The 19,812-nt window shown below is 43.6% G+C and carries 17 protein-coding genes; 8 read left to right on the plus strand and 9 right to left on the minus strand.

The genetic code is table 11. The annotated features are described in order from the left end of the window. Positions 1-286 precede the first annotated feature (286 nt). The 5 genes from RIE73_RS06610 to ispG all read right to left on the minus strand — a co-directional run bounded on the left by RIE73_RS06610 (position 287) and on the right by ispG (position 5,119). Positions 287-589 (minus strand): type II toxin-antitoxin system RelE family toxin, encoded by a 303-nt coding sequence (locus RIE73_RS06610; protein WP_446400439.1) that lies wholly within the window; start codon positions 587-589, stop codon positions 287-289. Beyond that, entirely contained in the window at positions 586-810 is a 225-nt protein-coding gene (locus RIE73_RS06615; RefSeq protein ID WP_446400440.1) for a hypothetical protein, read from the minus strand. Before RIE73_RS06615 ends, RIE73_RS06610 begins: the two co-directional genes overlap by 4 nt. 388 nt (positions 811-1,198) lie before the next feature. Next, the gene (locus RIE73_RS06620) at positions 1,199-2,245 is read right to left on the minus strand and encodes a class I fructose-bisphosphate aldolase (protein ID WP_446400441.1); all 1,047 of its coding nucleotides are present in this window, start codon (positions 2,243-2,245) and stop codon (positions 1,199-1,201) included. 563 nt (positions 2,246-2,808) lie between these two features. Next, positions 2,809-3,474 carry a DNA adenine methylase gene (locus RIE73_RS06625; protein ID WP_446400442.1) on the minus strand — a complete coding sequence of 222 codons (666 nt, stop codon included), beginning with the start codon at positions 3,472-3,474 and terminating at the stop codon, positions 2,809-2,811. A gap of 427 nt (positions 3,475-3,901) precedes the next feature. Next, on the minus strand, positions 3,902-5,119 hold the full coding sequence (gene ispG, locus RIE73_RS06630) for a (E)-4-hydroxy-3-methylbut-2-enyl-diphosphate synthase (protein WP_446400443.1): 1,218 nt from the start codon (positions 5,117-5,119) through the stop codon (positions 3,902-3,904). A 419-nt stretch (positions 5,120-5,538) separates the two neighbouring features. Between ispG and RIE73_RS06635 the strand changes: the two genes are divergently transcribed. Beyond that, positions 5,539-5,985, plus strand: a complete 447-nt coding sequence (locus RIE73_RS06635) for an SRPBCC family protein (RefSeq protein WP_446400444.1) — start codon at positions 5,539-5,541, stop codon at positions 5,983-5,985. A 238-nt stretch (positions 5,986-6,223) separates the two neighbouring features. On the opposite strand, the gene RIE73_RS06640 is transcribed toward RIE73_RS06635, so the two are convergent. From RIE73_RS06640 to RIE73_RS06650, 3 genes are all read right to left on the minus strand, one after another. After that, positions 6,224-6,427: a hypothetical protein gene (locus RIE73_RS06640; protein ID WP_446369304.1), complete on the minus strand. Its 204-nt coding sequence runs from the start codon at positions 6,425-6,427 to the stop codon at positions 6,224-6,226. Between the two features lie 201 nt (positions 6,428-6,628). Then, positions 6,629-7,477: an ABC transporter permease gene (locus tag RIE73_RS06645; RefSeq protein WP_446400445.1), complete on the minus strand. Its 849-nt coding sequence runs from the start codon at positions 7,475-7,477 to the stop codon at positions 6,629-6,631. Positions 7,478-7,618: 141 nt separating this feature from the next. Continuing rightward, positions 7,619-8,398, minus strand: coding sequence for a photosystem II S4 domain protein (locus tag RIE73_RS06650; protein WP_446400446.1), 780 nt, complete (start codon positions 8,396-8,398; stop codon positions 7,619-7,621). Between the two features lie 166 nt (positions 8,399-8,564). On the opposite strand from RIE73_RS06650, the gene RIE73_RS06655 reads away from it, so the two are divergent. Continuing rightward, positions 8,565-8,867 (plus strand): hypothetical protein, encoded by a 303-nt coding sequence (locus tag RIE73_RS06655; RefSeq protein WP_446400447.1) that lies wholly within the window; start codon positions 8,565-8,567, stop codon positions 8,865-8,867. A 37-nt stretch (positions 8,868-8,904) separates the two neighbouring features. On the opposite strand, the gene RIE73_RS06660 is transcribed toward RIE73_RS06655, so the two are convergent. Then, positions 8,905-9,411 carry a hypothetical protein gene (locus RIE73_RS06660; RefSeq protein ID WP_446400448.1) on the minus strand — a complete coding sequence of 169 codons (507 nt, stop codon included), beginning with the start codon at positions 9,409-9,411 and terminating at the stop codon, positions 8,905-8,907. 904 nt (positions 9,412-10,315) lie between these two features. Between RIE73_RS06660 and RIE73_RS06665 the strand changes: the two genes are divergently transcribed. The 6 genes from RIE73_RS06665 to prmA all read left to right on the plus strand — a co-directional run bounded on the left by RIE73_RS06665 (position 10,316) and on the right by prmA (position 19,445). Further along, a complete protein-coding gene (locus RIE73_RS06665) occupies positions 10,316-11,698 on the plus strand; it encodes a serine/threonine protein kinase (protein WP_446400449.1) in 1,383 nt (460 codons plus the stop codon). Between the two features lie 53 nt (positions 11,699-11,751). Further along, positions 11,752-13,173 carry a serine/threonine protein kinase gene (locus tag RIE73_RS06670; RefSeq protein WP_446400450.1) on the plus strand — a complete coding sequence of 474 codons (1,422 nt, stop codon included), beginning with the start codon at positions 11,752-11,754 and terminating at the stop codon, positions 13,171-13,173. Between the two features lie 342 nt (positions 13,174-13,515). Continuing rightward, positions 13,516-14,880: a serine/threonine protein kinase gene (locus RIE73_RS06675; protein WP_446400451.1), complete on the plus strand. Its 1,365-nt coding sequence runs from the start codon at positions 13,516-13,518 to the stop codon at positions 14,878-14,880. 120 nt (positions 14,881-15,000) lie between these two features. Continuing rightward, positions 15,001-16,482: a serine/threonine protein kinase gene (locus RIE73_RS06680; protein ID WP_446400452.1), complete on the plus strand. Its 1,482-nt coding sequence runs from the start codon at positions 15,001-15,003 to the stop codon at positions 16,480-16,482. A gap of 357 nt (positions 16,483-16,839) precedes the next feature. Next, on the plus strand, positions 16,840-18,423 hold the full coding sequence (serA, locus tag RIE73_RS06685) for a phosphoglycerate dehydrogenase (RefSeq protein ID WP_446400453.1): 1,584 nt from the start codon (positions 16,840-16,842) through the stop codon (positions 18,421-18,423). Positions 18,424-18,554: 131 nt separating this feature from the next. Beyond that, positions 18,555-19,445, plus strand: coding sequence for a 50S ribosomal protein L11 methyltransferase (gene prmA / locus RIE73_RS06690; RefSeq protein WP_446400454.1), 891 nt, complete (start codon positions 18,555-18,557; stop codon positions 19,443-19,445). Positions 19,446-19,812 lie beyond the last annotated feature (367 nt).

A 19,812-nucleotide genomic window follows, 5' to 3' on the forward strand; every position in this document is an offset into this window, starting at 1 on the left:
GCAGTCGGTCTGTCGGGGAGTAAGTCATGGGGCTGCTCTAGATAAGTGGCGAAAAACTCGTCAGAGTTGTAACTAGGAATGTCCTATTGTGAGGTAGGAAGCCTACTCCATAATCTTCGATTTGGTGTAGGAGGATGTCACAAAAATGAGGTTATAATACCAAATCTGCCTTTTTTACCCTCTTTTTGCCACGGCGATTAAAATCGCTGCTACACAAACATAGGCGAAGCCTTCCCGAAGGGTAGTCCGCTTGACAAGGACTAAGTTATAAGGGGGATCGCGATCGCTACTCTAACTCTTCCAGCAAGGTTTCCAAATCGCCATAATCATAAGGGGGGCGTTTACGGATAGCTAATACATCGACAATTTTGTCCGTTTCTGCGATCGCATACAATAGTCGCCAATTGTCTAACCGTAGCCGCCATACCTCTGCTTCCACATCGGGGAGGTTAAGCATTTTGCTTTGAGGTGGGCGGGGATTGTCGGCTAATTCCCCAATTACTCGTCTGATGCGCTGTTTAATATTCCCTGGAAGGTTTTTGATTTCGCCAAAGGCATCAGGAGTGACATAGACTGTGTAACGACTCACTCCAACTCTTGCTCCACCTCATCCCACTTCAACCAACCTGCAACCGCGCGATCGCCCCCTGCTGCTTTTAAGGTGGCAAATGCTGTCCGGGCAATTTGTACATCTTCGAGTGTTTCTAACCATTCAATTAGCGCTTCCCATTCATCGGCGCTGATAACGGCTAAACGCTTGCCTTTTACAGTGACAAATTGGACAGATTGCAAAGCTTCCAGCACTGTCATCGTATTTCCTCTTGACCAGATAAGAGAACGCCAGCCTTTCCAGGCTTGGTTTCAGAATAACTCATTTGGGAATTAAGTAGAGGCAATTCATAAATTACCCCTACAGATGCTTGTTCAACGGTTCAGCCTGAGTAAGTCCTGAGAATGAACTTAAGCGGAATGGCACTTACTTAAGGCTGGTGGGCAATGCCCACCCTACGGTATATCAAGGGTTTGGGCAATCCCAAAATGCACGATATCAAGGGTTTGGGCAATCCCAAAATGCACGCTTTTCAGTGCTAAGCTGTTTGGCATTTAAACCTTAATGTCAATAATAATGAAATCCTGGTAGTGTGAGCATCTTGCTCGCTACCCATTCCCAATTTAAATGCGTGACAGCTTATTCAACCTAAGCGGTTACAGGTTCCAGTTCTTTCTCTACCTCAGGTGTATACTTACCATCATGGGCAGCACCATTGCACTTCGCCCGATGCAGCAGCAGTTTTTGGGCTAAAGACGCATTGGATTCTTTCCCTTTCCACGCTTCCAAAGCAGGTTGCTGAATAGCCCGGGCATAAGAGAAGGTTAAAGTCCAAGGCGCTTGCTCTGCATACTTCACATTCATCGCATTCAAGTGAGCCGATGCTTGCTCATTACTCTGACCCCCAGACAGGAATGCCACACCCGCCACAGATGCTGGTACTGAATTCATTAAACATTGCACCGTCGCATCGGCGACTTCATCCACACTGGCTTGGTTGGGACAATCCTTCCCAGAAATAACCATACTGGGTTTGAGGATCATTTGGTCGAAGGCGACTCGCTGCGTGTAAAGCTGATTAAAAACAGTGCGTAGGGTTTCCTCGGTTACCTGATAACAGTGTGCCAGAGTATGATTTCCATCAATCAGCACTTCCGGTTCCACAATAGGAACCAAACCGCCTTCCTGACAAAGTTGGGCATACCGGGCTAATCCATGGGCATTTGCTTCGATACAACCCCGACTGGGAATGCCTTCACCAATCGTAATCACCGCCCGCCACTTGGCAAAGCGAGCGCCCATTTGATAATACTCCGCAATGCGATCGCGCAGACCATCGAGTCCCTCGGTGACTTTTTCCCCAGGGAAACCTGCCATGTCTTTGGCGCCAGTATCCACTTTGATTCCTGGGATGATTCCGGCATCGGTCATCACCTTGAGAAACGGTGTCCCATCTTTGGTCGATTGGCGAATCGTTTCATCATAGAGAATCGCGCCACTGATATAATTCCCCAAATTAGGCGTGGTTAAAATTAACTCGCGATAGGTACGACGCATCTCTTCGGTCTGGTCGATACCAACCTTCCCCAATCGCTTATTACAAGTGCCGTTACTTTCATCCATCGCCAAGACACCCTTGCCGGGGGCAACCATTGCCTGTGCCGTCGCTCTGAGTTCTTGTGCGTAGGTACTCATTGTGAATCCTCTATAAAGTTTTTTTGCTATCTACTCATAAATGATGCAGGTTAATGGGTTTATTTGCAAGAATTCTTCTGAATTTAGGCAGATTTTTCTGCGGCACTAGGACATAGAAGCCTTGATTTACAAGATGTTTGCCCTTTATCTCTCTTGCGATAGATGTCAGATATTGTCGAATGCTTTACACTTACAATCGCTATAAATTTTCAGTAAACTAAAAAGACCACTACTCCAACCCTTCCTTTCTAAATCGCCATCATCATCAGGGGGGCGTTTACAAACCATCGCTTTCCTTCATTCGTGGTATTGACGTGGGTTTATTTGGGTAAATTGAGTTAACGATAAAAGCCCTAACGAGACACTACAATTAGGAAAGGATAATTGTATATAGGGTCTGCTGAATAAGTTTTGTGGTGAGGGGAGGGAACAGGGAACAGGGAACAGGGAACAGTTTCAACCCCCTGATGGGAGAAGATTCTGCTTAAGCATCCTCGAAAAATGCCAGGATTTCTAGCTTATGGGTTTTAAAACCTTGCACCTGATGCACCTTTAATCATCCCCTAACTCTTTATTTGTAAGGGTTTCAGGCTTGTGCAGCAAGCCCTAATTATCGCTGCAACAATAATTTGATAAAGCTGTTCAATTTGTTCAACTTCATACCGAGTAACTTGCTGATGAAACGACATCGATACATGATTAAAAGCGGCGGAAGAGGTTTCAATTACTAAACGGCAAAAAGCGACCCATGCCAACGCAGAAACATCACCCTCTTTCGGTTCACCAAATTCGTTTACCAGGGCTTGCCGAAGTGCTGCTAGAATTTTCAATGTATGTATACTCCACCAGCGAGTAATATTATAAATATTAGGAGTCCAGCACTCTTGATCAATCAGACTTTTGCATTGATAAATCGTTCTTTTAATTCTCTGATTCAAGTCATCCAGTTCCGAGACCGAATAATTGTGGCATTTGGCATTACCCAGCCAGATCAGAAATCGATTAATATCTAAACAATGAGCTTGTAATCCCTGTTCAGCAGCAACTAAACCCGTTGTAGCTGTTCCAGAGAAAGGGTCAAGGATGAATGATTCAGGAGGAATCTTGTGAATAATCTCTGACACTAATTTTACGGAATAAGCAGGAGTTAGTCGTAACCATCCATGCCGTGCCAGTTTTTGATTATATTTAAAGGTGTAATCTGACCTTTGCTTAACCTTAAGAGCCATTATTCAGCACTCAGCAATGTTTCCAGAACCTCTCGGTTGAAGAAAGGTTTCTAGTGCAAGAAGGCAGAAATAACTGAACAGCTAATATCTCCCCCAGCTTCCCCAGCTCCCTCTGCTCCCCCTACTTAGTCGTATCTACGAAGCTGCTCAAGTATTTTTATGCCCGCTGCACTAGGTACTCCTGTTCATCGGGTAGATTATTGGTCATTTATCAGTTAATATCATGTCCGCCTAAATAAAAGGGGTAAGGGCGCAAGCCTTGCGCCCCTACATTCGCCTCTTCTGTGGGTGTAACTCACGCACTTGGGAACTGCTATAAGAGTTACTGTCCGTTAAAATGCACTAAAACTCTTATCCAGTCAGTTTTAACTGACTTGAGTGTTGGTTCTTGGGCTGAAACCCAAGGCGGTTTAACGGGAGTGGTGCTTTAGGGATCAACCCAAAGACCATCGGCTTTAATCAAATTAATCAACTCCTCCACTCCCTGATCTTCCGGCACCTTCTTAATCTCTTCCCGTCCCCGATACAGGGAAATATAACCAGGTTGCTTACCCACATAGCCATAATCCGCATCTGCCATTTCCCCTGGACCATTAACAATACACCCCATCACAGCAATATCTAAACCTGTCAGGTGTTTCGTCGCTTCCCGAACTTCGTGGAGTACGTCTTCTAAATTAAATAAGGTGCGCCCGCAGGATGGACAGGCGACATATTCCACCATGGTTTTCCGCAATCCCAAAGCCTGGAGAATGCTATAGCAAACCGGAATTTCTTTTTCTGGCGCTTCCGTCAGGGAAACGCGAATGGTATCGCCAATCCCTTCAGCTAATAGCGTACCAATACCCGCTGTAGACTTAATCCGCCCGTATTCCCCATCACCAGCTTCTGTAACACCCAGATGCAAGGGGTAATCCATCCCCAACTCATCCATGCGCCGTACCATCAACCGATACGCCGCCAGCATGACGGGGACACGGGAGGCTTTCAGAGAAATCACCAGATTGCGAAAATCCAGGGATTCACAGATGCGGATAAATTCCAGCGCCGATTCCACCATCCCTTCCGGGGTATCGCCATAGGTAAATAGCATCCGTTCCGCCAGGGAACCGTGATTCACCCCGATTCGCATCGCTTTCCCTTGATCCCGTAGAGAAATGACCAGGGGTGCTAAGGTTTCCTTAATCTTGGCGCCAATTTGTTCAAATTCAGCTTGAGTATACTCGGTGCGATCGCTCTTTGGTTTCTCGAACACGTATAACCCTGGATTAATCCGCACTTTATCCACATGCTTGGCGACTTCTAGGGCGATTTTCATCCCATTGTGGTGAACATCCGCCACCAAGGGAACATCTTGGTATGTCTGAATCAGCTTCTGTTTAATTTGGGCGAGGGCTTTGGCGTGCGCCATACTGGGAACCGTGACTCGGACTATCTCACAGCCTATTTCATGCAGGCGGCGAATCCCAGCCACGGAACCCTCTAGGTCTAAGGTATCTTCATTAATCATTGACTGCACCACCACCGGATGTCCGCCACCAATCGTGACATTCCCGACTCGCACCGGACGAGTTTGGCGGCGATGGATAACGGTATCTAATGCTGGGGGTTTGGCAGCCGTTTGAGGGGTTGGAAGTGTTTGCATAACCGATCGGGATAATTTCTGTAGCTAGACTATCTGTATGTTCTCTATTCTCCCAGAGTGCCACAGTTGGGGCGTTTTTGGGTTAAGGCAAGAGAAAGTGCGATCGCGTTTGGGAGTGTTAACGTAGGCTATATAGCAGATGGCAGAAGATTGATTATTGATACTTCGCCGTTTCAGCCGTTCACTATGTCCTAACCTTAATGGCACTGAAATCCGCCTTGTTAGATCGCCAAAACCTTTGATATACCGTAGGGTGGGCATTGCCCACCAGCATACCAGTCAGTGACATTCGTCCTAACCTTAATGGCAATCGCTATAACTAGCCATAGCCGCTAAAAATAGGGATTTGCAGTGCCACGCCTGGTGATGGTACTGCGTATGATATCAGTTCTCCTGCTCACGCTGTAGGGCAAGAAATCATGAAAAGCTTTTCAATAACAAAGAACTTGTTTATTAATGCACCGCCGAGTTTACTCTTTGACACGTTAACAAATTCAGAAAAGATTATCCAATATTATCCTTTGAAAGAAGTTATATCCGATTGGCAAGTTGGTAGTGATATTATCCTTAAAGGAAACAATAACGGTGAAGACTTTATTGATTATGGTAAAATTGATATCTTAACCCCTAATCAGAAGTTTCAGTATACATATTGGAGCGACAATCACGGTACAGATAGAACGCCAGAAAACCAGTTGACTATTTGTTACACTCTTGATGAAGTTGACTGGGGAACGAATCTTAAACTAGAACATACCAACTTAAAGTCTGAGCAAATGTACTCTGAAATGCTTAAGGTTTGGGATTTATTACTGTCGAGCTTAAAGAATTTTGTAGAATCAGGTCAACTCAAAAACAGAGAATAGTAAATAATTAATGTCCTTGACAACCTGTAACTCAGTTAACAAAAATTTATGTCTATATACTTATTTATCATCATTCCCATCCTCTCTCCTAACTGAATCCTGAATTCTAAGTTGCCGTGGGGTGGACAAAAGCAACACGCTTTACTCTCAGAGGGGGTAACGGTTATAACTCTTGCCCACCTTACATGACATTGGCTGATGGAGACTGGTGCAATACGTGAGTTTAATCCAATTTTAACTACTCCGGAAAATCGGGAATCACCCACTTAGGTGGTTCCATCAGTTTCTTCCGTCGCGCCTCCTCAGCTATCTCATACATTTTATCCAATGAGGTTTCATTGATAAATGTTGAGGCTTTAGCCGCATACTCCTTGTGGGGACATTTATCACCCAATATACAACCATTGACGCAGGCTTCAGCACAGTTTATGGTAGGTTCCATAGGTTCCACTTCTCCTCTCCTTATTTCCAGCTTCGTCGGACAATGTTAAAGGCTGTATCCTATTTTTCCTTATTTACAAATTTTAATGCATTTAGCCGATTCTGGGGAATATAGTCTTATTGTTTGACAACTAGCCTATATTTTTTTATAATTTTATGTTTACTATTCTTTGACGAATGACAAATGACGAATGACAAATAACTATCTCAACCGCTTCTTTTCCCCCCGATAGCGCAGCAACTCACCCACAAACGCAATTGCCCCAGACGCACCAATTAGAATCACACTCAAGGCATTAATATCGGGTTTAACTCCAGTACGAATACGGCTAAAAATTTCCATGGGTAGAGTTGTCGATCCGGTGCCAGCCGTAAAGCTAGCAATCAGGAAATCGTCCATACTCAGAACAAACGAAATTAAACACCCGGCAATTATGGCAGGCATCAATTCGGGCAATAACACTTTAATAAACGCTTGAAACGGGGTTGCGCCTAAATCGAGTGCTGCTTCTTCTAAATACGGATCAAGACTGGAAATACGCGACGAGACCACAAAGGCAATGTATGCCAGACAGAATACCACATGTGCCGCCACAATTGTCCACAAACTTAACGGCGTACCAATCACCGCCAGAAACACCAAAGTCGCTACCGCCATAGCAATATCAGGGATAATCAACGGTAAGTAGGACACCCCACGATATAACCCTTTCCCCCTAAATTGATAACGCACCAACCCCACCGCCATCAACGTGCCAATTACGGCGGAAATGATTACAGAAATAAAAGCAACTGCCAAGCTATTTTGTAACGACTTCAGCACTCGCGTATCCGTAAATAGCTTAATGTACCACTGTAGAGTAAATCCCTGCCAATTGGCACTATAGGCTGATTCATTAAAGCTATAAAATGTCAAGACCAAAATCGGCAGATACATATAAAAGAACATCAGCAAAGAAAAGATCCCTTGCCAAGAAAAGCTTGGCTTGAGTTTAGATGATTGCATCTCGATGAGAAGCTCCTCCTGCTGATGGCTTACTGAGTCTGTCATGCTTAACTCTAATGGTGCTGGATAAGTAGGTGGGGACAATTAAACTTAACGGTGGGGAACTCGCGTTGTTTATGTCAGGGATTGAGCAATAGCTACATAATTTAACATAGTTCAGTTTATTTCCACCAACCGACTTAATCGTTAAATAAATCGGGTTAACTGAATACGGTAACGCTGTTTTTTGGTGATGGAAACATCGCCAACTTGCAAGCGCCCTTTACCCCGAATCGCGATTAAGTCACCCGGTTGAACCGAGTAACTGGCTTGGCTAACCTCTTTCCAGTTTACCCGCACATCACCCGCACCAATCATATCCGCCATCTTACTGCGAGATGTGCCAAATCCGGCTGACGCGATCGCATCCAGGCGCATGGATGCTTCTACTGTGGTCATTTCTTTCTTCTTGGGTTCTCGAATCTTGAGTTGAGTCAACTCAATCGGTCGAGTTTTCACCGGAACCGAACGCACCTGAGTCAGGTGCATCTCCAGAAACTCGACAATCTCTGGCACCACAATCACTTGAGCGCCACGTTCGCCTAAAACAATAATATCGCCAACTTTCTCCCGAACAATCCCCGTTCCCAGAATTGCGCCCAAGAAATCCCGATGGGTGGCTGGATCAAAGAGAAAATTGCCCTCAATATCCAACGCGGCTACCTCAACTTGAGACTGATCCAGAGGCAATTCTTCACGGGCGATCCCCAACCGTTGACGTTCAGCTTGAGGATATCCCCCCCATGGCAAAAGTCCCACCTCTGTCAACCGCGCAAACTGCTGCTGAATTTCCACCAGTACAGGCGGTGAGAGGAAATCAGTTAACACCACGTCCCAGGTTTTGATGGCTTGTTCGGCTTGATCAATCACACGGGCAACCGGATCACGATTTTCGACGCCTTTGAGTAAGTCCTCTCGTGGCAGCATGGGAATGATGAATTATGAATTATGCATAATTTTTTAATTGTATTTCATCCCTGAAAAAATTGCTAGAGTTAAAGGTCAACAAGCGTCAACTCCTTACTTACCTCTATGTCGCTGTTATACCTGCGGGTTTAGAACCTCCCTTTGTCGTCCTAAACACTGGCTAACGATGACCAGAGAAATCTTGAGTTTAGATCCAAGTGGTCGCCAAGTCCGCTGTGCTAGCCATCTCAACGATATGCCGATTGTTAGTCTTAAAGCTTCTTCGTTTTTTATGCCTTCAATTTTGACCGTTTTGATGCCGTTAAAAGCCGCGAATCAGTTACGCGATCGCATCCACGATCAGTTAGCTAAACTTTCGACAAATTGCGTGCAAATTCCGGTTAAAAACAGCGGTCATTTTGTCTGGGTGGATCGACCCGATGCAATTATCCAAGCCGTAAAACTCCTCTTAGAAAAACTGGACGATTAATGGTTCACCTGAGGCGCGATCATTCTCATTTTTTACGCTACTGTCCTTCGGTATATCCTTGAATCGTCTCTGGCTCAAATTGCTTCAGTATCGGGGTAGCTTGGCGAATTAATTGATCTGAACCTTTGACAACAATGATATATTTTCCTTGATTGAGGCGATTGCGGTAGGGGAGTGCATCCCCACTACCAAAGGCGATACCCACACCGCCACCTACAAAAAAGCTGCCCATGGCTGCCGCGATCGCACCGAAGATACCGCCAATGATATGATTCCCTATGGGACTTATCGGTAGAATTTCGATCGCCGTGAGTAGGTTAAAGGCATATCCAGCCGCAAAGCCAAAGGGAAGCAACCAGTAGGCGAGTTGCTTAACTTGCTTAATCGCCTGGAGGTTGGGGTCAATCAAGCCAAACTCATCCGCACTTTGGTAGCCTTTACCCAGAATCGTGACTTGATTCATCGGCAAACCTCTTTTTTCCAGAACCGTGTACGCTTCTTCGGCTTCAATGCGATTTTTCAGGACAGCAACCAGGTAGTTCATAATATCAGGTAGAGCTAAATCGTTACAAAGACTTCGAGACTAAGATGAATCACACTGAACTAAGCTAGGTTTGTAGTTGCGCTTTAGCGCCATAAACGCCTGCTCACCCATTACAAACCCTCAAGTCAGTGTTATTCAGATTAAGATTAAGGGTTACGCTTCATTTTTGCCTAACCTCAATCGTAACACCTAAGAACCTGTTAAGAAAGTTGGCGGGTCAATGAAATTCCCTGTACTGCTATAGCAATTCTCCAGCCGATGCGATTCTCCTAACTGTAGGGGCGCAAGGCTTGCGCCCAAGGCAATGTACCTCACCAGACCCGGAAAAGCAATATCATAGAAGAAAACTTGGTAGTCAAGTAAATTTCAAACATCCAAGACTAAAGGCTTTGCCTTGGTACAGAGTTATATCGAAGCGAAATCCTTAGCTGAATGGGTAAAATTGGGTCGCACTTTCGTAGCACCGAAGAACATGTTAAGAAATTTGGCTAGTGGATGAAATGTGCTGTCGCGATCGCTATCAGAGAAGAAAAATCAAAACTTTCCGGAAAACTCGGTAGCCAGTCTGTCAGATATAGCAGCTACTTTGGCAGGGAGAGGACATTCTGTACTGTTACCTGTTGCCTGTTGCCTATTGGGATAAACTAAACTGATGTCCTCACCTATCCCCGTAGTGCTATAACGCATTTCACCAGTTGTCAACCCGTTAACATCTGTGGCTACACCAACCCAATTCATCGGTGCGGACAACCAGAAAAGACGTAGAGACGTTCCGCTGGGACGTCTCTACAAAATGGAATAGTCAGTAACAAATGTTACCATGTTCCCAAAATTTCATTCAGTATTTTCAGCAAACAGCCAATCTTAATTAGTAATTGAAATACACAAAAGCTTAGGGGAAAACATGGTGGAGCAAGTATTAAAAGAACGTTACGCCATCCAGAAACAGCTCGGTAAAAATGGCGGACGACAAACTTTACTAGCGCGGGACATACAAACCCAGGAATTAGTTGCCATCAAACTTCTCACCTTTGATGCCGATTTTAATTGGGACGATCTCAAACTGTTTGAGCGAGAATCCCAAACCTTACAATCCCTGTCTCATCCGGCTATTCCACGTTACTTAGACTCCTTTAAATTTCAAACATCCAAGACTAAAGGCTTTGCCTTGGTACAGAGTTATATCGAAGCGAAATCCTTAGCCGAATGGGTAGAATTGGGTCGCACTTTTAACGAAGATGACATCAAGCATATAGCTAAAGCGTTGCTGGAAATATTGATGTATTTACACGCACAGCATCCGCCAGTGATTCATCGGGATATTAAGCCGAGTAATATTCTATTGGCAAACCGCTCAGGCAATAGTTTGGGTCAAGTTTATTTAGTTGATTTTGGTTCAGTCCAGACTTTAGCCGCAACCGAAGGTAGTACGATTACAGTTGTGGGAACTTATGGGTATATGCCGCCAGAACAATTTGGTGGACGTGCGGTTCCGGCGTCCGATCTCTACGGCTTAGGTGCCACGTTAATTTACTTAGTAACCGGGATGCATCCTGCTGATTTACCCCAGGAGGATTTGCGAATTCAGTTTGAACCAAAAATTCCTCTCGATTCAGCTTTTGTTGACTGGTTGAAGCGGATGACTGAACCGGATTTAAATAGGCGTTTAACTTCTGCTAATCAAGGGTTAAAATCACTTAAAAAACAGAATTATAGGACACCAATAATTGTGGCAAAACCGACTTGGAGTAAAGTCGAAATTAGCAAAAACGAAACTAGCATAGAAGTTATCATTCCTGACCATAATATTTTAGAAAAAAATATTTTAGAAAAAAATACAGCAATCGGCTTGGTAGTGATCATGTTGATAATTTATTTTTGGCGTCATTTTTATTTGTTGTTTAAAAAAAATAATTTTATATTAGAAGAGTTTGCCAACGTCTTTTTTTCGGCAAACTTGATCACAGTATTTATACATATTTTGTTTATAGGTATTTTGTGCCTAACACCATTAATAATAGTCATAAAGCTTCTGCCAAAATCTACCAGACTGTGGATTGACCAGCATAAAATATCACTTAATAATCGACGAAAAAGTCCCAGAAAAGCTATTTTGAAATTAGGATTTTTCCGACATGACGATACAGACTTGTGTGTTCGTCGTACTATTCAAATTTGGGCAGGAACACGGCAATATAACCTTCCGACCAAACACCTTACTGACAAGGAGATTGATTGGATAGCTCATGAACTCAGCGAATGGTTAGATTTGCCCATTACTAAATAATAATAAATGTAATTAAAGGATTAAATAACCTAGGAAGAATAGGATTAACAAAAATGAAAAATCAAGTTTTAAAAGGACGTTATTTTATTCAGGAACAGTTGACTAAAAATGCCGGACGACACACCTGGCTGGCACAGGACTTACAAAGTCAAGACTTAGTTGTGATAAAATTGTTGATTTTTGAATCAGACTTTCAATGGGATGATTTAAAGCTGTTTGAACGAGAAGCGCAAACTTTACAACGTCTTTCCCATCCGGCAATTCCCCATTACCTAGATTATTTTGATCTAGACACCTCAATCGGTAAAGGATTTGCTTTGGTGCAAAGCTATATCCCAGCTAAATCCTTAGAACAATGGTTAAAGAATGGACGAACATTTAGCGAAGAAGACGTTAAGCAACTGGCTCAAGCACTGCTAGGAATTTTGCGCTACTTGCATGAGCAACAGCCGCCAGTCATTCACCGAGATATCAAGCCCAGTAATATTTTATTGACCAACCGATCAGGTAATAGTATCGGTCAAGTTTATTTAGTTGATTTTGGCTCAGTACAAACCCTAGCGGCAAAACAAGGTAGCACGATTACTGTTGTAGGAACTTATGGATATATGCCACCTGAACAATTTGGTGGACGAACGGTTCCGGCTTCTGATCTTTATAGTTTGGGTGCAACCTTAATTTATTTAGTATCAGGGAGGAATCCATCTGAATTACCTCAGGAAAATTTGCGACTTCAGTTTGAATTATCTGTTAATATCAGTTCAGATTTGATTGATTGGTTGAAGTGGATGACACAACCGAGTCTAAATCGGCGTCTGGCATCGGCTGGGGAAGCGATGAAAGCCTTGGATCAGCCTCGTCAGCAAACCTATATCCCGGCGGTTAGACGCCAACCATTCGGGAGTAGGATTCAAGTCAAAAAAGATGGGGAAAATGTAGATATTTTGATCCCACCGCCACGATCAATTTTTAGAGGCAAATTCTGGACATATTTTCTCTTGATATTGTTGTTTTCATTCCCGTGCTTTATTGTTGCATTTTTTATTGCATTTGGGTTATTTTACTTGGCTAAAGACAATATTTTACTATCTTCATTTGTAGTATTCTTTTCTATATTTTTTACAGGTGTTTTGATCGCTATCTATATGTCGTTTGAAAATTTTTTAAATTTGTTCCGAACAACTCGATTAACTCTCAACAACCAACAAATTACATTGACTTATGAGTACCCCTGGTTAAAAAGTTATAAACCTCCGATCAGGAAGAATAATATTCGCCAACTGCACTATACCAATCGTTATCAAGCAATTACAATAATTGCTAAACAACAGAACCATGTACTCACTTATGTACTATCTGCCAATATTGAGGGACTTGTAGAGCCAGAAATGGAGTGGTTAGCCCACGAAATCAGCGAATGGTCGGGTGTGCCGATTACTGATGAATACGTGCGTCACCAGTCACAGATACGCTAAAACGCTTAGCTACTAACCGACAACCTTTACGACAATAGCGACTCCACCTGAAGCGAGAACCTTCCTGCTTTTAGATAGACAGGTATATTCCACACAGAATAAGAAGGTTCGATGTTAACATTTCTTGACCAGCCATAGTGTTGCCTAACTTCAAGCGTAGCACCGAAGAACATGTTAAGAAATTTGGCTAGTGGATGAAATGTGCTGTCGCGATCGCTATCCTAGAAGAAAAATCAAAAATTGCCAGAAAACTCAGCCGATAATTTAATTACTGAACTGGTATTTTCAGCCAACTGCCACTCTGAGTCAGTGGTTTAAAAGCACAACAGCTTAGGCAAAAACATGGTGGAGCAAGTCTTAAAAAAACGTTACGCTATCCAGAAACAGCTTGGTCAAAATGCGGGACGACGCACGTTGCTAGCGCGGGACTTAAAAACTCAGGAATTAGTCGCGATCAAACTCCTCACCTTCTGTGTCGATTTTCAATGGGATGATCTCAAACTGTTTGAGCGAGAAGCCCAAACCTTACAATCCCTCTCTCATCCGGCAATTCCACGTTACTTAGACTCCTTTAAATTTCAGACAGCTAAGACTAAAGGCTTTGCCCTGGTACAGAGTTATATTTCAGCGAAATCTTTGGCACAATGGGTAGAATCAGGTCGCACTTTTAACCAAATAGAAATCAAGCAACTGGCTAAAGCCTTACTGGAAATATTGATGTATTTACACGCACAAAATCCACCAGTGATTCATCGAGATATTAAGCCGAGTAATATTCTCTTGGCAAATCGGTCAGGTAACAGTGTAGGTCAAGTTTATTTAGTCGATTTTGGCTCAGTCCAAACCTTAGCCGCAACCGAAGGTAGCACGATTACAGTGGTGGGAACCTATGGATATATGCCGCCGGAACAATTTGGTGGACGTGCGGTTCCAGCGTCTGATCTCTACAGCTTAGGTGCCACATTAATTTACTTAGTAACTGGGACGCATCCAGCCGATTTGCCCCAGGAGGATTTGCGAATTCAGTTTGAACCCAACATCCATCTGGATTCAGATTTAATTGACTGGTTGACGTGGATGATTGAACCGGATTTAAATAGCCGATTAACCTCTGCCAAGAAGGCATTAAAAGCCCTAGAACAACCGGAGCCAAAAGAGGAGACCTCAGCAGTTGTCAGAAAACCTGAGGACAGTAAAGTTAAATTAAAGAAAGACCGGAATAGTCTAGAAATTATTCTTCCTCCTTCTTGGAATTCAATTATATATACAATCATTTTTGTTTTTTTCTTAATGGTATTTTTCCAATTTGGATTGTTTATTTTAGTTGGTGGTATTGCCCTTATTTTGCAGGCGTTTACTAATCTGTCTTTTCCGGCAAGCTTACTGAGTGGCTTAATTGGTATTTTACTGATCGGTATTTTTTGCAGTCCACTATTAATAATTATAAAACTTTTCCCCAAATCTACCCGACTGCGGATTGATCAGCATATAATTTCACTTAATAAACGACGCTCAAGTCCCAGGAAAGCTATTACAAAATTAGGATTTTTACGACATTACGATACAAATTCGCTTCTTCGTCGCAATATTGAGATTTGGGCAGGAACACAGGTTTATAAACTTCCGACTAAAACTCTAAGCGATCGCGAAGTTGATTGGATCACATTTGAACTCAGTGAATTCTTAAATTTACCCATAGATAAATAAATATAGGATGATAGTTTAATTTATAAATATTTCGGCTACATCAACATTAAAACAAAAGATGGAATTATGGCAATCGTAAAAAATGGTAAAGAATAACCGTTCTGAATAGGATTATAAACAATGACGACTAAAATTTTAAAAGAGCGTTATGCCATCCAGAAACAGCTAGCTAAAAATGCGGGACGACGCACGTTGCTGGCGCGGGACTTACAAACCCAAGAGTTGGTAGTTATCAAGCTGCTAATTTTTGGAGAAAATTTCCAATGGGATGATTTGAAACTATTTCAACGAGAAGCGCAAACGTTACAACTCCTTTCTCATCCAGCAATCCCCCATTACCTAGATTATTTTGATGTAGACACATCTATGGGTAAAGGATTTGCCTTAGTCCAAAGCTATATCCCGGCTAAATCCCTAGATAAATGGTTAAAGAGTGGGCGAACATTTAGCGAAGAAGACGTTAAGCAATTAGCTAAAGCTTTGCTGGAAATTTTGCGCTATTTGCATGGACAACAGCCACCAGTTATCCATCGAGATATCAAGCCCAGTAATATTTTATTGGCAAACCGCTCAGGTAACAAAATTGGTGAAGTTTATTTAGTTGATTTTGGCTCGGTACAAACTCTAGCGGCAAAAAAAGGTATCACGATTACGGTTGTGGGAACTTACGGGTATATGCCACCGGAACAATTTGGTGGACGAACGGTTCCCGCGTCTGATCTTTACAGTTTAGGTGCAACCCTAATTTATTTAGTAACAGGGAGACATCCAGCCGAATTACCTCAGGAAAATTTACGAATTCAGTTTGAATCATCTGTTAATCTTAGTCCAGATTTGATTGATTGGCTGAAATGGATGACACAACCGAGTCTAAATCGCCGTATGGCATCGGCTGGGGAAGCAGTGAAAGCGTTGGAGCAACCTCGTCAGAAAACCGATAACTCTGCCGTTAGCCAAAAACCGTTTGGCAGTCGGATTAAAGTCAAAAAATATTCAGGAAATGTAGATATTTTAATTCCACCAAAATCAATTTTTAATACTCAATTTGTAACGGGACTAGGGATAATGTTAGTCTGTGGACTAATTTCTATAATTCCGCTTGTTTTTGTGCTTTCTGGTGACCCCATTGGTATTATTTTAGGAGCAATAAATGTCTTATTTTTTTCACTGCCATTCGGGAGCATCGCTGTAATAATGGCGTATACAGTTGGCGTATATCTTTTCAGATCAACTCGATTACATCTCGATCATCAAAAAATTTCCTTGACTTACGAGTGGCTCTGGTGTAAACGTCAGAAAACTCCTATTCTAAAGAATGCGATTAATCAAATTCGCTATACTAAGTCTGCTTTAATGACAACTCAAAGCTCAAAAGGAAAAAATTCTATACAATCGAGTCATGCAAGAGTTACAATAATAGCTGCCCAACAGAAGTATGAAGTATCTAAAGCTTATGAGGGACTCGTCGAGCCAGAAATTGACTGGTTAGCTCACGAACTCAGTGAATGGTCTGGTGTACCAATTACAGTAGAAGATGTGCATCAAGAAACAGAGAGACGGGTAAAACATTTAGCTACTAACCGAAAACGTTCACGAAAATAGCGACTCTATACAACTATACAAATGTTGGTGTGATGTATTTGAAGGGGCGTTCAACCTCGGTGCGTGATCGCTCGAACCACTCTGAACTAGGGTGACACACAATACATGAGACTTGAAGCGGGTTGAGGGGTTGCGGGTTGAGGATTGGCATCATTGCCAACAACCGGGAAAACCCGAGAAACTTTAAATCTTTCGGTCAATGTGGTCAGCACTGACCCATTTGCCGTTACAATAACCTACTGCGGTCAGTCATCGCGATTGTCCGGTGATAACCCTATTGTGGAATTGATACGCTGTCCACCATTAATTTACACTAAGGCGCAATCGGTGTAGCTCATTTCAACCCATCTACTGGCAATGTCTAAAGTACTTGTATCCGATCCCATTGATCAAGCTGGAATTGATATCCTCTCCCAAGTGGCTCAGGTTGATGTGAAAACCACTCTATCGCCTGAGCAACTCGTTGACATCATCCCTGACTATGATGCCATGATGATTCGCTCTGGCACTCGTGTGACCAAAGAAATCATCGAAGCGGGTAAACAACTCAAGATTATTGGACGTGCGGGGGTTGGCGTTGATAACGTTGATGTCCCCGTCGCTACCCGTCAGGGTATTGTCGTGGTAAATTCCCCAGAAGGCAATACCATTGCAGCGGCTGAACATGCTTTAGCGATGATGCTGTCCCTATCTCGCCATATCCCAGAAGCCAATCAGTCGGTGAAAAATGGGCAATGGGATCGCAAGCGCTTTCTCGGTGCCGAGGTTTACAAAAAAACTATCGGTATTGTAGGCTTGGGTAAAATTGGCTCCCATGTGGCAACCGTTGCCCGTTCTATGGGGATGAAGTTACTAGCGTATGATCCTTTTATTTCCCTAGAACGTGCGGATCAGCTAGGTTGTCGTCTGGTGGATATGGAGTTGTTGTTGCGAGAGTCAGATTACATCACCCTGCACATTCCCAAAACCCCAGAAACTACTCATCTGATTAATGCCGAAGCCTTGGCGACAATGAAACCAACGGCTCGAATTATCAATTGTTCTAGAGGTGGAGTCATTGACGAGGCGGCACTTTCAGAAGCCTTAAAGACGGGTAAAATAGCTGGAGCCGCACTGGATGTATTTGAGTCAGAACCCTTGGGAGAATCCCCCCTGCGAGAACTCAATAAGGAAGTAATCCTCACGCCTCACCTGGGTGCATCAACCGCCGAAGCCCAAGTTAATGTTGCCATTGATGTGGCTGAACAAATTCGTGATGTCCTCTTAGGATTACCAGCGCGTTCAGCCGTGAATATTCCCGGACTATCGTCGAATGTGCTAGAACAGCTCAAACCGTATATGCGCTTGGCAGAAACCTTGGGCAATTTGGTAAGTCAGTTAGCGGGTGGGCGAATTGAACAGCTAAATGTCCGGTTACAAGGGGAGTTAGCTACGAATAATAGTCAGCCATTAGTGGTAGCTTCCCTGAAAGGACTGTTATCCCAAGCCTTGCGGGAGCGAGTTAACTACGTTAATGCTTCAATTGAGGCAAAAGAACGGGGGATTCGGGTGATTGAAACCCGCGATGCTTCGGTTCAAGATTATTCTGGCGGTTCGCTGCTGCTATCGGCAAAGGGTTCCTTGGGTGAACATTCAGTGACGGGAGCGCTACTCAGCGATGGTGAAATTCACATTACCAGTATCGACGAGTTTCCGATTAATGTCCCACCGAGTCACCACATGCTTTTTACCCTGCACCGCGATATGCCAGGAATTATTGGTAAAATTGGGTCGCTGCTGGGTAGTTTTAATGTGAATATTGCCAGTATGCAGGTTGGTCGCAAAATTGTCCGAGGGGATGCTGTAATGGTCTTGAGCATTGATGATCCCCTACCGGAGGGAATTTTGACCGAAATTACCAAAGTTCCTGGGATTCGGGACGCTTATACGGTAACACTGTAGTCACGTCAATTTTGGATTTTGGGTTTTGGATTTTGGATGACTCAGACGGTAGAACAGCGATCCTGCGGTCTCTGTTAGTTTCCAACGACTCTCCCTCAATCTAAAATCTAAAATCTAAAATCTGAAATCGTATGGCAAATAGCTGGTGGGAAATTAAAATTTTGGGTGATCCAGCCTTGGAGGATTTGATCTTCTGGCGACTGGACAATTTCGGCTGTCGGGGAATGTCGTGTGAAAGCAAGGGACATTCTCAACTGATCCGAGCGCACTTACCCCAAAATCAGGCACATTTGTTGGATTTGGCAGCACTATCCTTGTGGTTGCGCCAAGATGCGCTGACGGTAGGATTGCCCATTCCCCTAACCCAGTGGCACTTGATTGATGAAGAAGACTGGGCGAGTAGTTGGAAACAGCATTGGGAACCGACAGAAATAGGCGATCGCTTTTTGATTTACCCGGCTTGGTTATCTGTACCCCCACAAACCGATCGCCTGCTTTTACGTCTTGATCCGGGTGCGGCGTTTGGTACGGGAACCCATCCCACCACCCAACTATGCTTGGAAGCCCTGGAAATGCGAATCGGTTATGATAATAGCCACCCCGTTATTGTGGATATTGGCTGTGGATCGGGGATTTTATCCATTGCCTCTGTGTTATTGGGGGCAAAAAAAGTTTTGGGGGTAGATATTGATCCCCTAGCTGTGCGTTCTGCCCGTAGCAACCGAGAACTGAATCAGATTAGTGCCGATCGCTTGATTGTCAAGAAAGGCAGCGTTGAGCTATTATCTCATCTTCTGGGTGAGAAAAAAGTTGATGGTATTCTCTGTAACATCCTGGCAGAAGTGATTATTGACCTGATTCCCGGAATTAGTGCGATCGCCAGTCCCAAGAGTTGGGGGATTATTAGCGGGATATTGTTGGATCAGGCGAAACCTATTGCTGATACCCTAGAACAACATAACTGGACAGTGGCTACCCTCTGGAAACGTCAAGAATGGTGTTGTTTTAATATTCGACGATAGATGATTAGGAGTGCCGCATCATCAATACCTACAGTAGAACGCCTATAATTGACCCGTTCAGCGTAAGTCAGGAACCCCACGCCTAAAGGCGGGGGCTTGGAATAAAGCCCATACCTGACCAGCCTAAGACCTACGCGGTCTACGTTATGTCCAAGAGTTAAAGTTCGTACCTACAAATGCTTCCGCTAGTTTGTAGCTCTACAACTCCAGCATTAAACAGGCTTACAGGGTTAAACCAGTGTGTTGGAGATAGTACCGAGGCATAACTTATGCGAAGCTAACGTTACCCCGGAAACGGGAGGGGCGCAAGCCCAATCAAAATAACCCTTATGCGTACAGGTTGAAAGCACGAGTCTGTAATTGCCCA

The sequence above is a fragment of the Coleofasciculus sp. C1-SOL-03 genome (genome assembly GCF_040220555.1).
Classification (GTDB): domain Bacteria; phylum Cyanobacteriota; class Cyanobacteriia; order Cyanobacteriales; family Coleofasciculaceae; genus Coleofasciculus.

Coding starts and splice junctions, on each gene's coding strand:
- RIE73_RS06615 (WP_446400440.1), bottom strand. CDS start 810: ATGACAGTGCTGGAAGCTTTGCAATCTGTCCAATTTGTCACTGTAAAA.
- RIE73_RS06620 (WP_446400441.1), bottom strand. CDS start 2,245: ATGAGTACCTACGCACAAGAACTCAGAGCGACGGCACAGGCAATGGTT.
- RIE73_RS06625 (WP_446400442.1), bottom strand. CDS start 3,474: ATGGCTCTTAAGGTTAAGCAAAGGTCAGATTACACCTTTAAATATAAT.
- ispG (WP_446400443.1), bottom strand. CDS start 5,119: ATGCAAACACTTCCAACCCCTCAAACGGCTGCCAAACCCCCAGCATTA.
- RIE73_RS06635 (WP_446400444.1), top strand. CDS start 5,539: ATGAAAAGCTTTTCAATAACAAAGAACTTGTTTATTAATGCACCGCCG.
- RIE73_RS06640 (WP_446369304.1), bottom strand. CDS start 6,427: ATGGAACCTACCATAAACTGTGCTGAAGCCTGCGTCAATGGTTGTATA.
- RIE73_RS06645 (WP_446400445.1), bottom strand. CDS start 7,477: ATGACAGACTCAGTAAGCCATCAGCAGGAGGAGCTTCTCATCGAGATG.
- RIE73_RS06650 (WP_446400446.1), bottom strand. CDS start 8,398: ATGCTGCCACGAGAGGACTTACTCAAAGGCGTCGAAAATCGTGATCCG.
- RIE73_RS06655 (WP_446400447.1), top strand. CDS start 8,565: ATGACCAGAGAAATCTTGAGTTTAGATCCAAGTGGTCGCCAAGTCCGC.
- RIE73_RS06660 (WP_446400448.1), bottom strand. CDS start 9,411: ATGAACTACCTGGTTGCTGTCCTGAAAAATCGCATTGAAGCCGAAGAA.
- RIE73_RS06665 (WP_446400449.1), top strand. CDS start 10,316: ATGGTGGAGCAAGTATTAAAAGAACGTTACGCCATCCAGAAACAGCTC.
- RIE73_RS06670 (WP_446400450.1), top strand. CDS start 11,752: ATGAAAAATCAAGTTTTAAAAGGACGTTATTTTATTCAGGAACAGTTG.
- RIE73_RS06675 (WP_446400451.1), top strand. CDS start 13,516: ATGGTGGAGCAAGTCTTAAAAAAACGTTACGCTATCCAGAAACAGCTT.
- RIE73_RS06680 (WP_446400452.1), top strand. CDS start 15,001: ATGACGACTAAAATTTTAAAAGAGCGTTATGCCATCCAGAAACAGCTA.
- serA (WP_446400453.1), top strand. CDS start 16,840: ATGTCTAAAGTACTTGTATCCGATCCCATTGATCAAGCTGGAATTGAT.
- prmA (WP_446400454.1), top strand. CDS start 18,555: ATGGCAAATAGCTGGTGGGAAATTAAAATTTTGGGTGATCCAGCCTTG.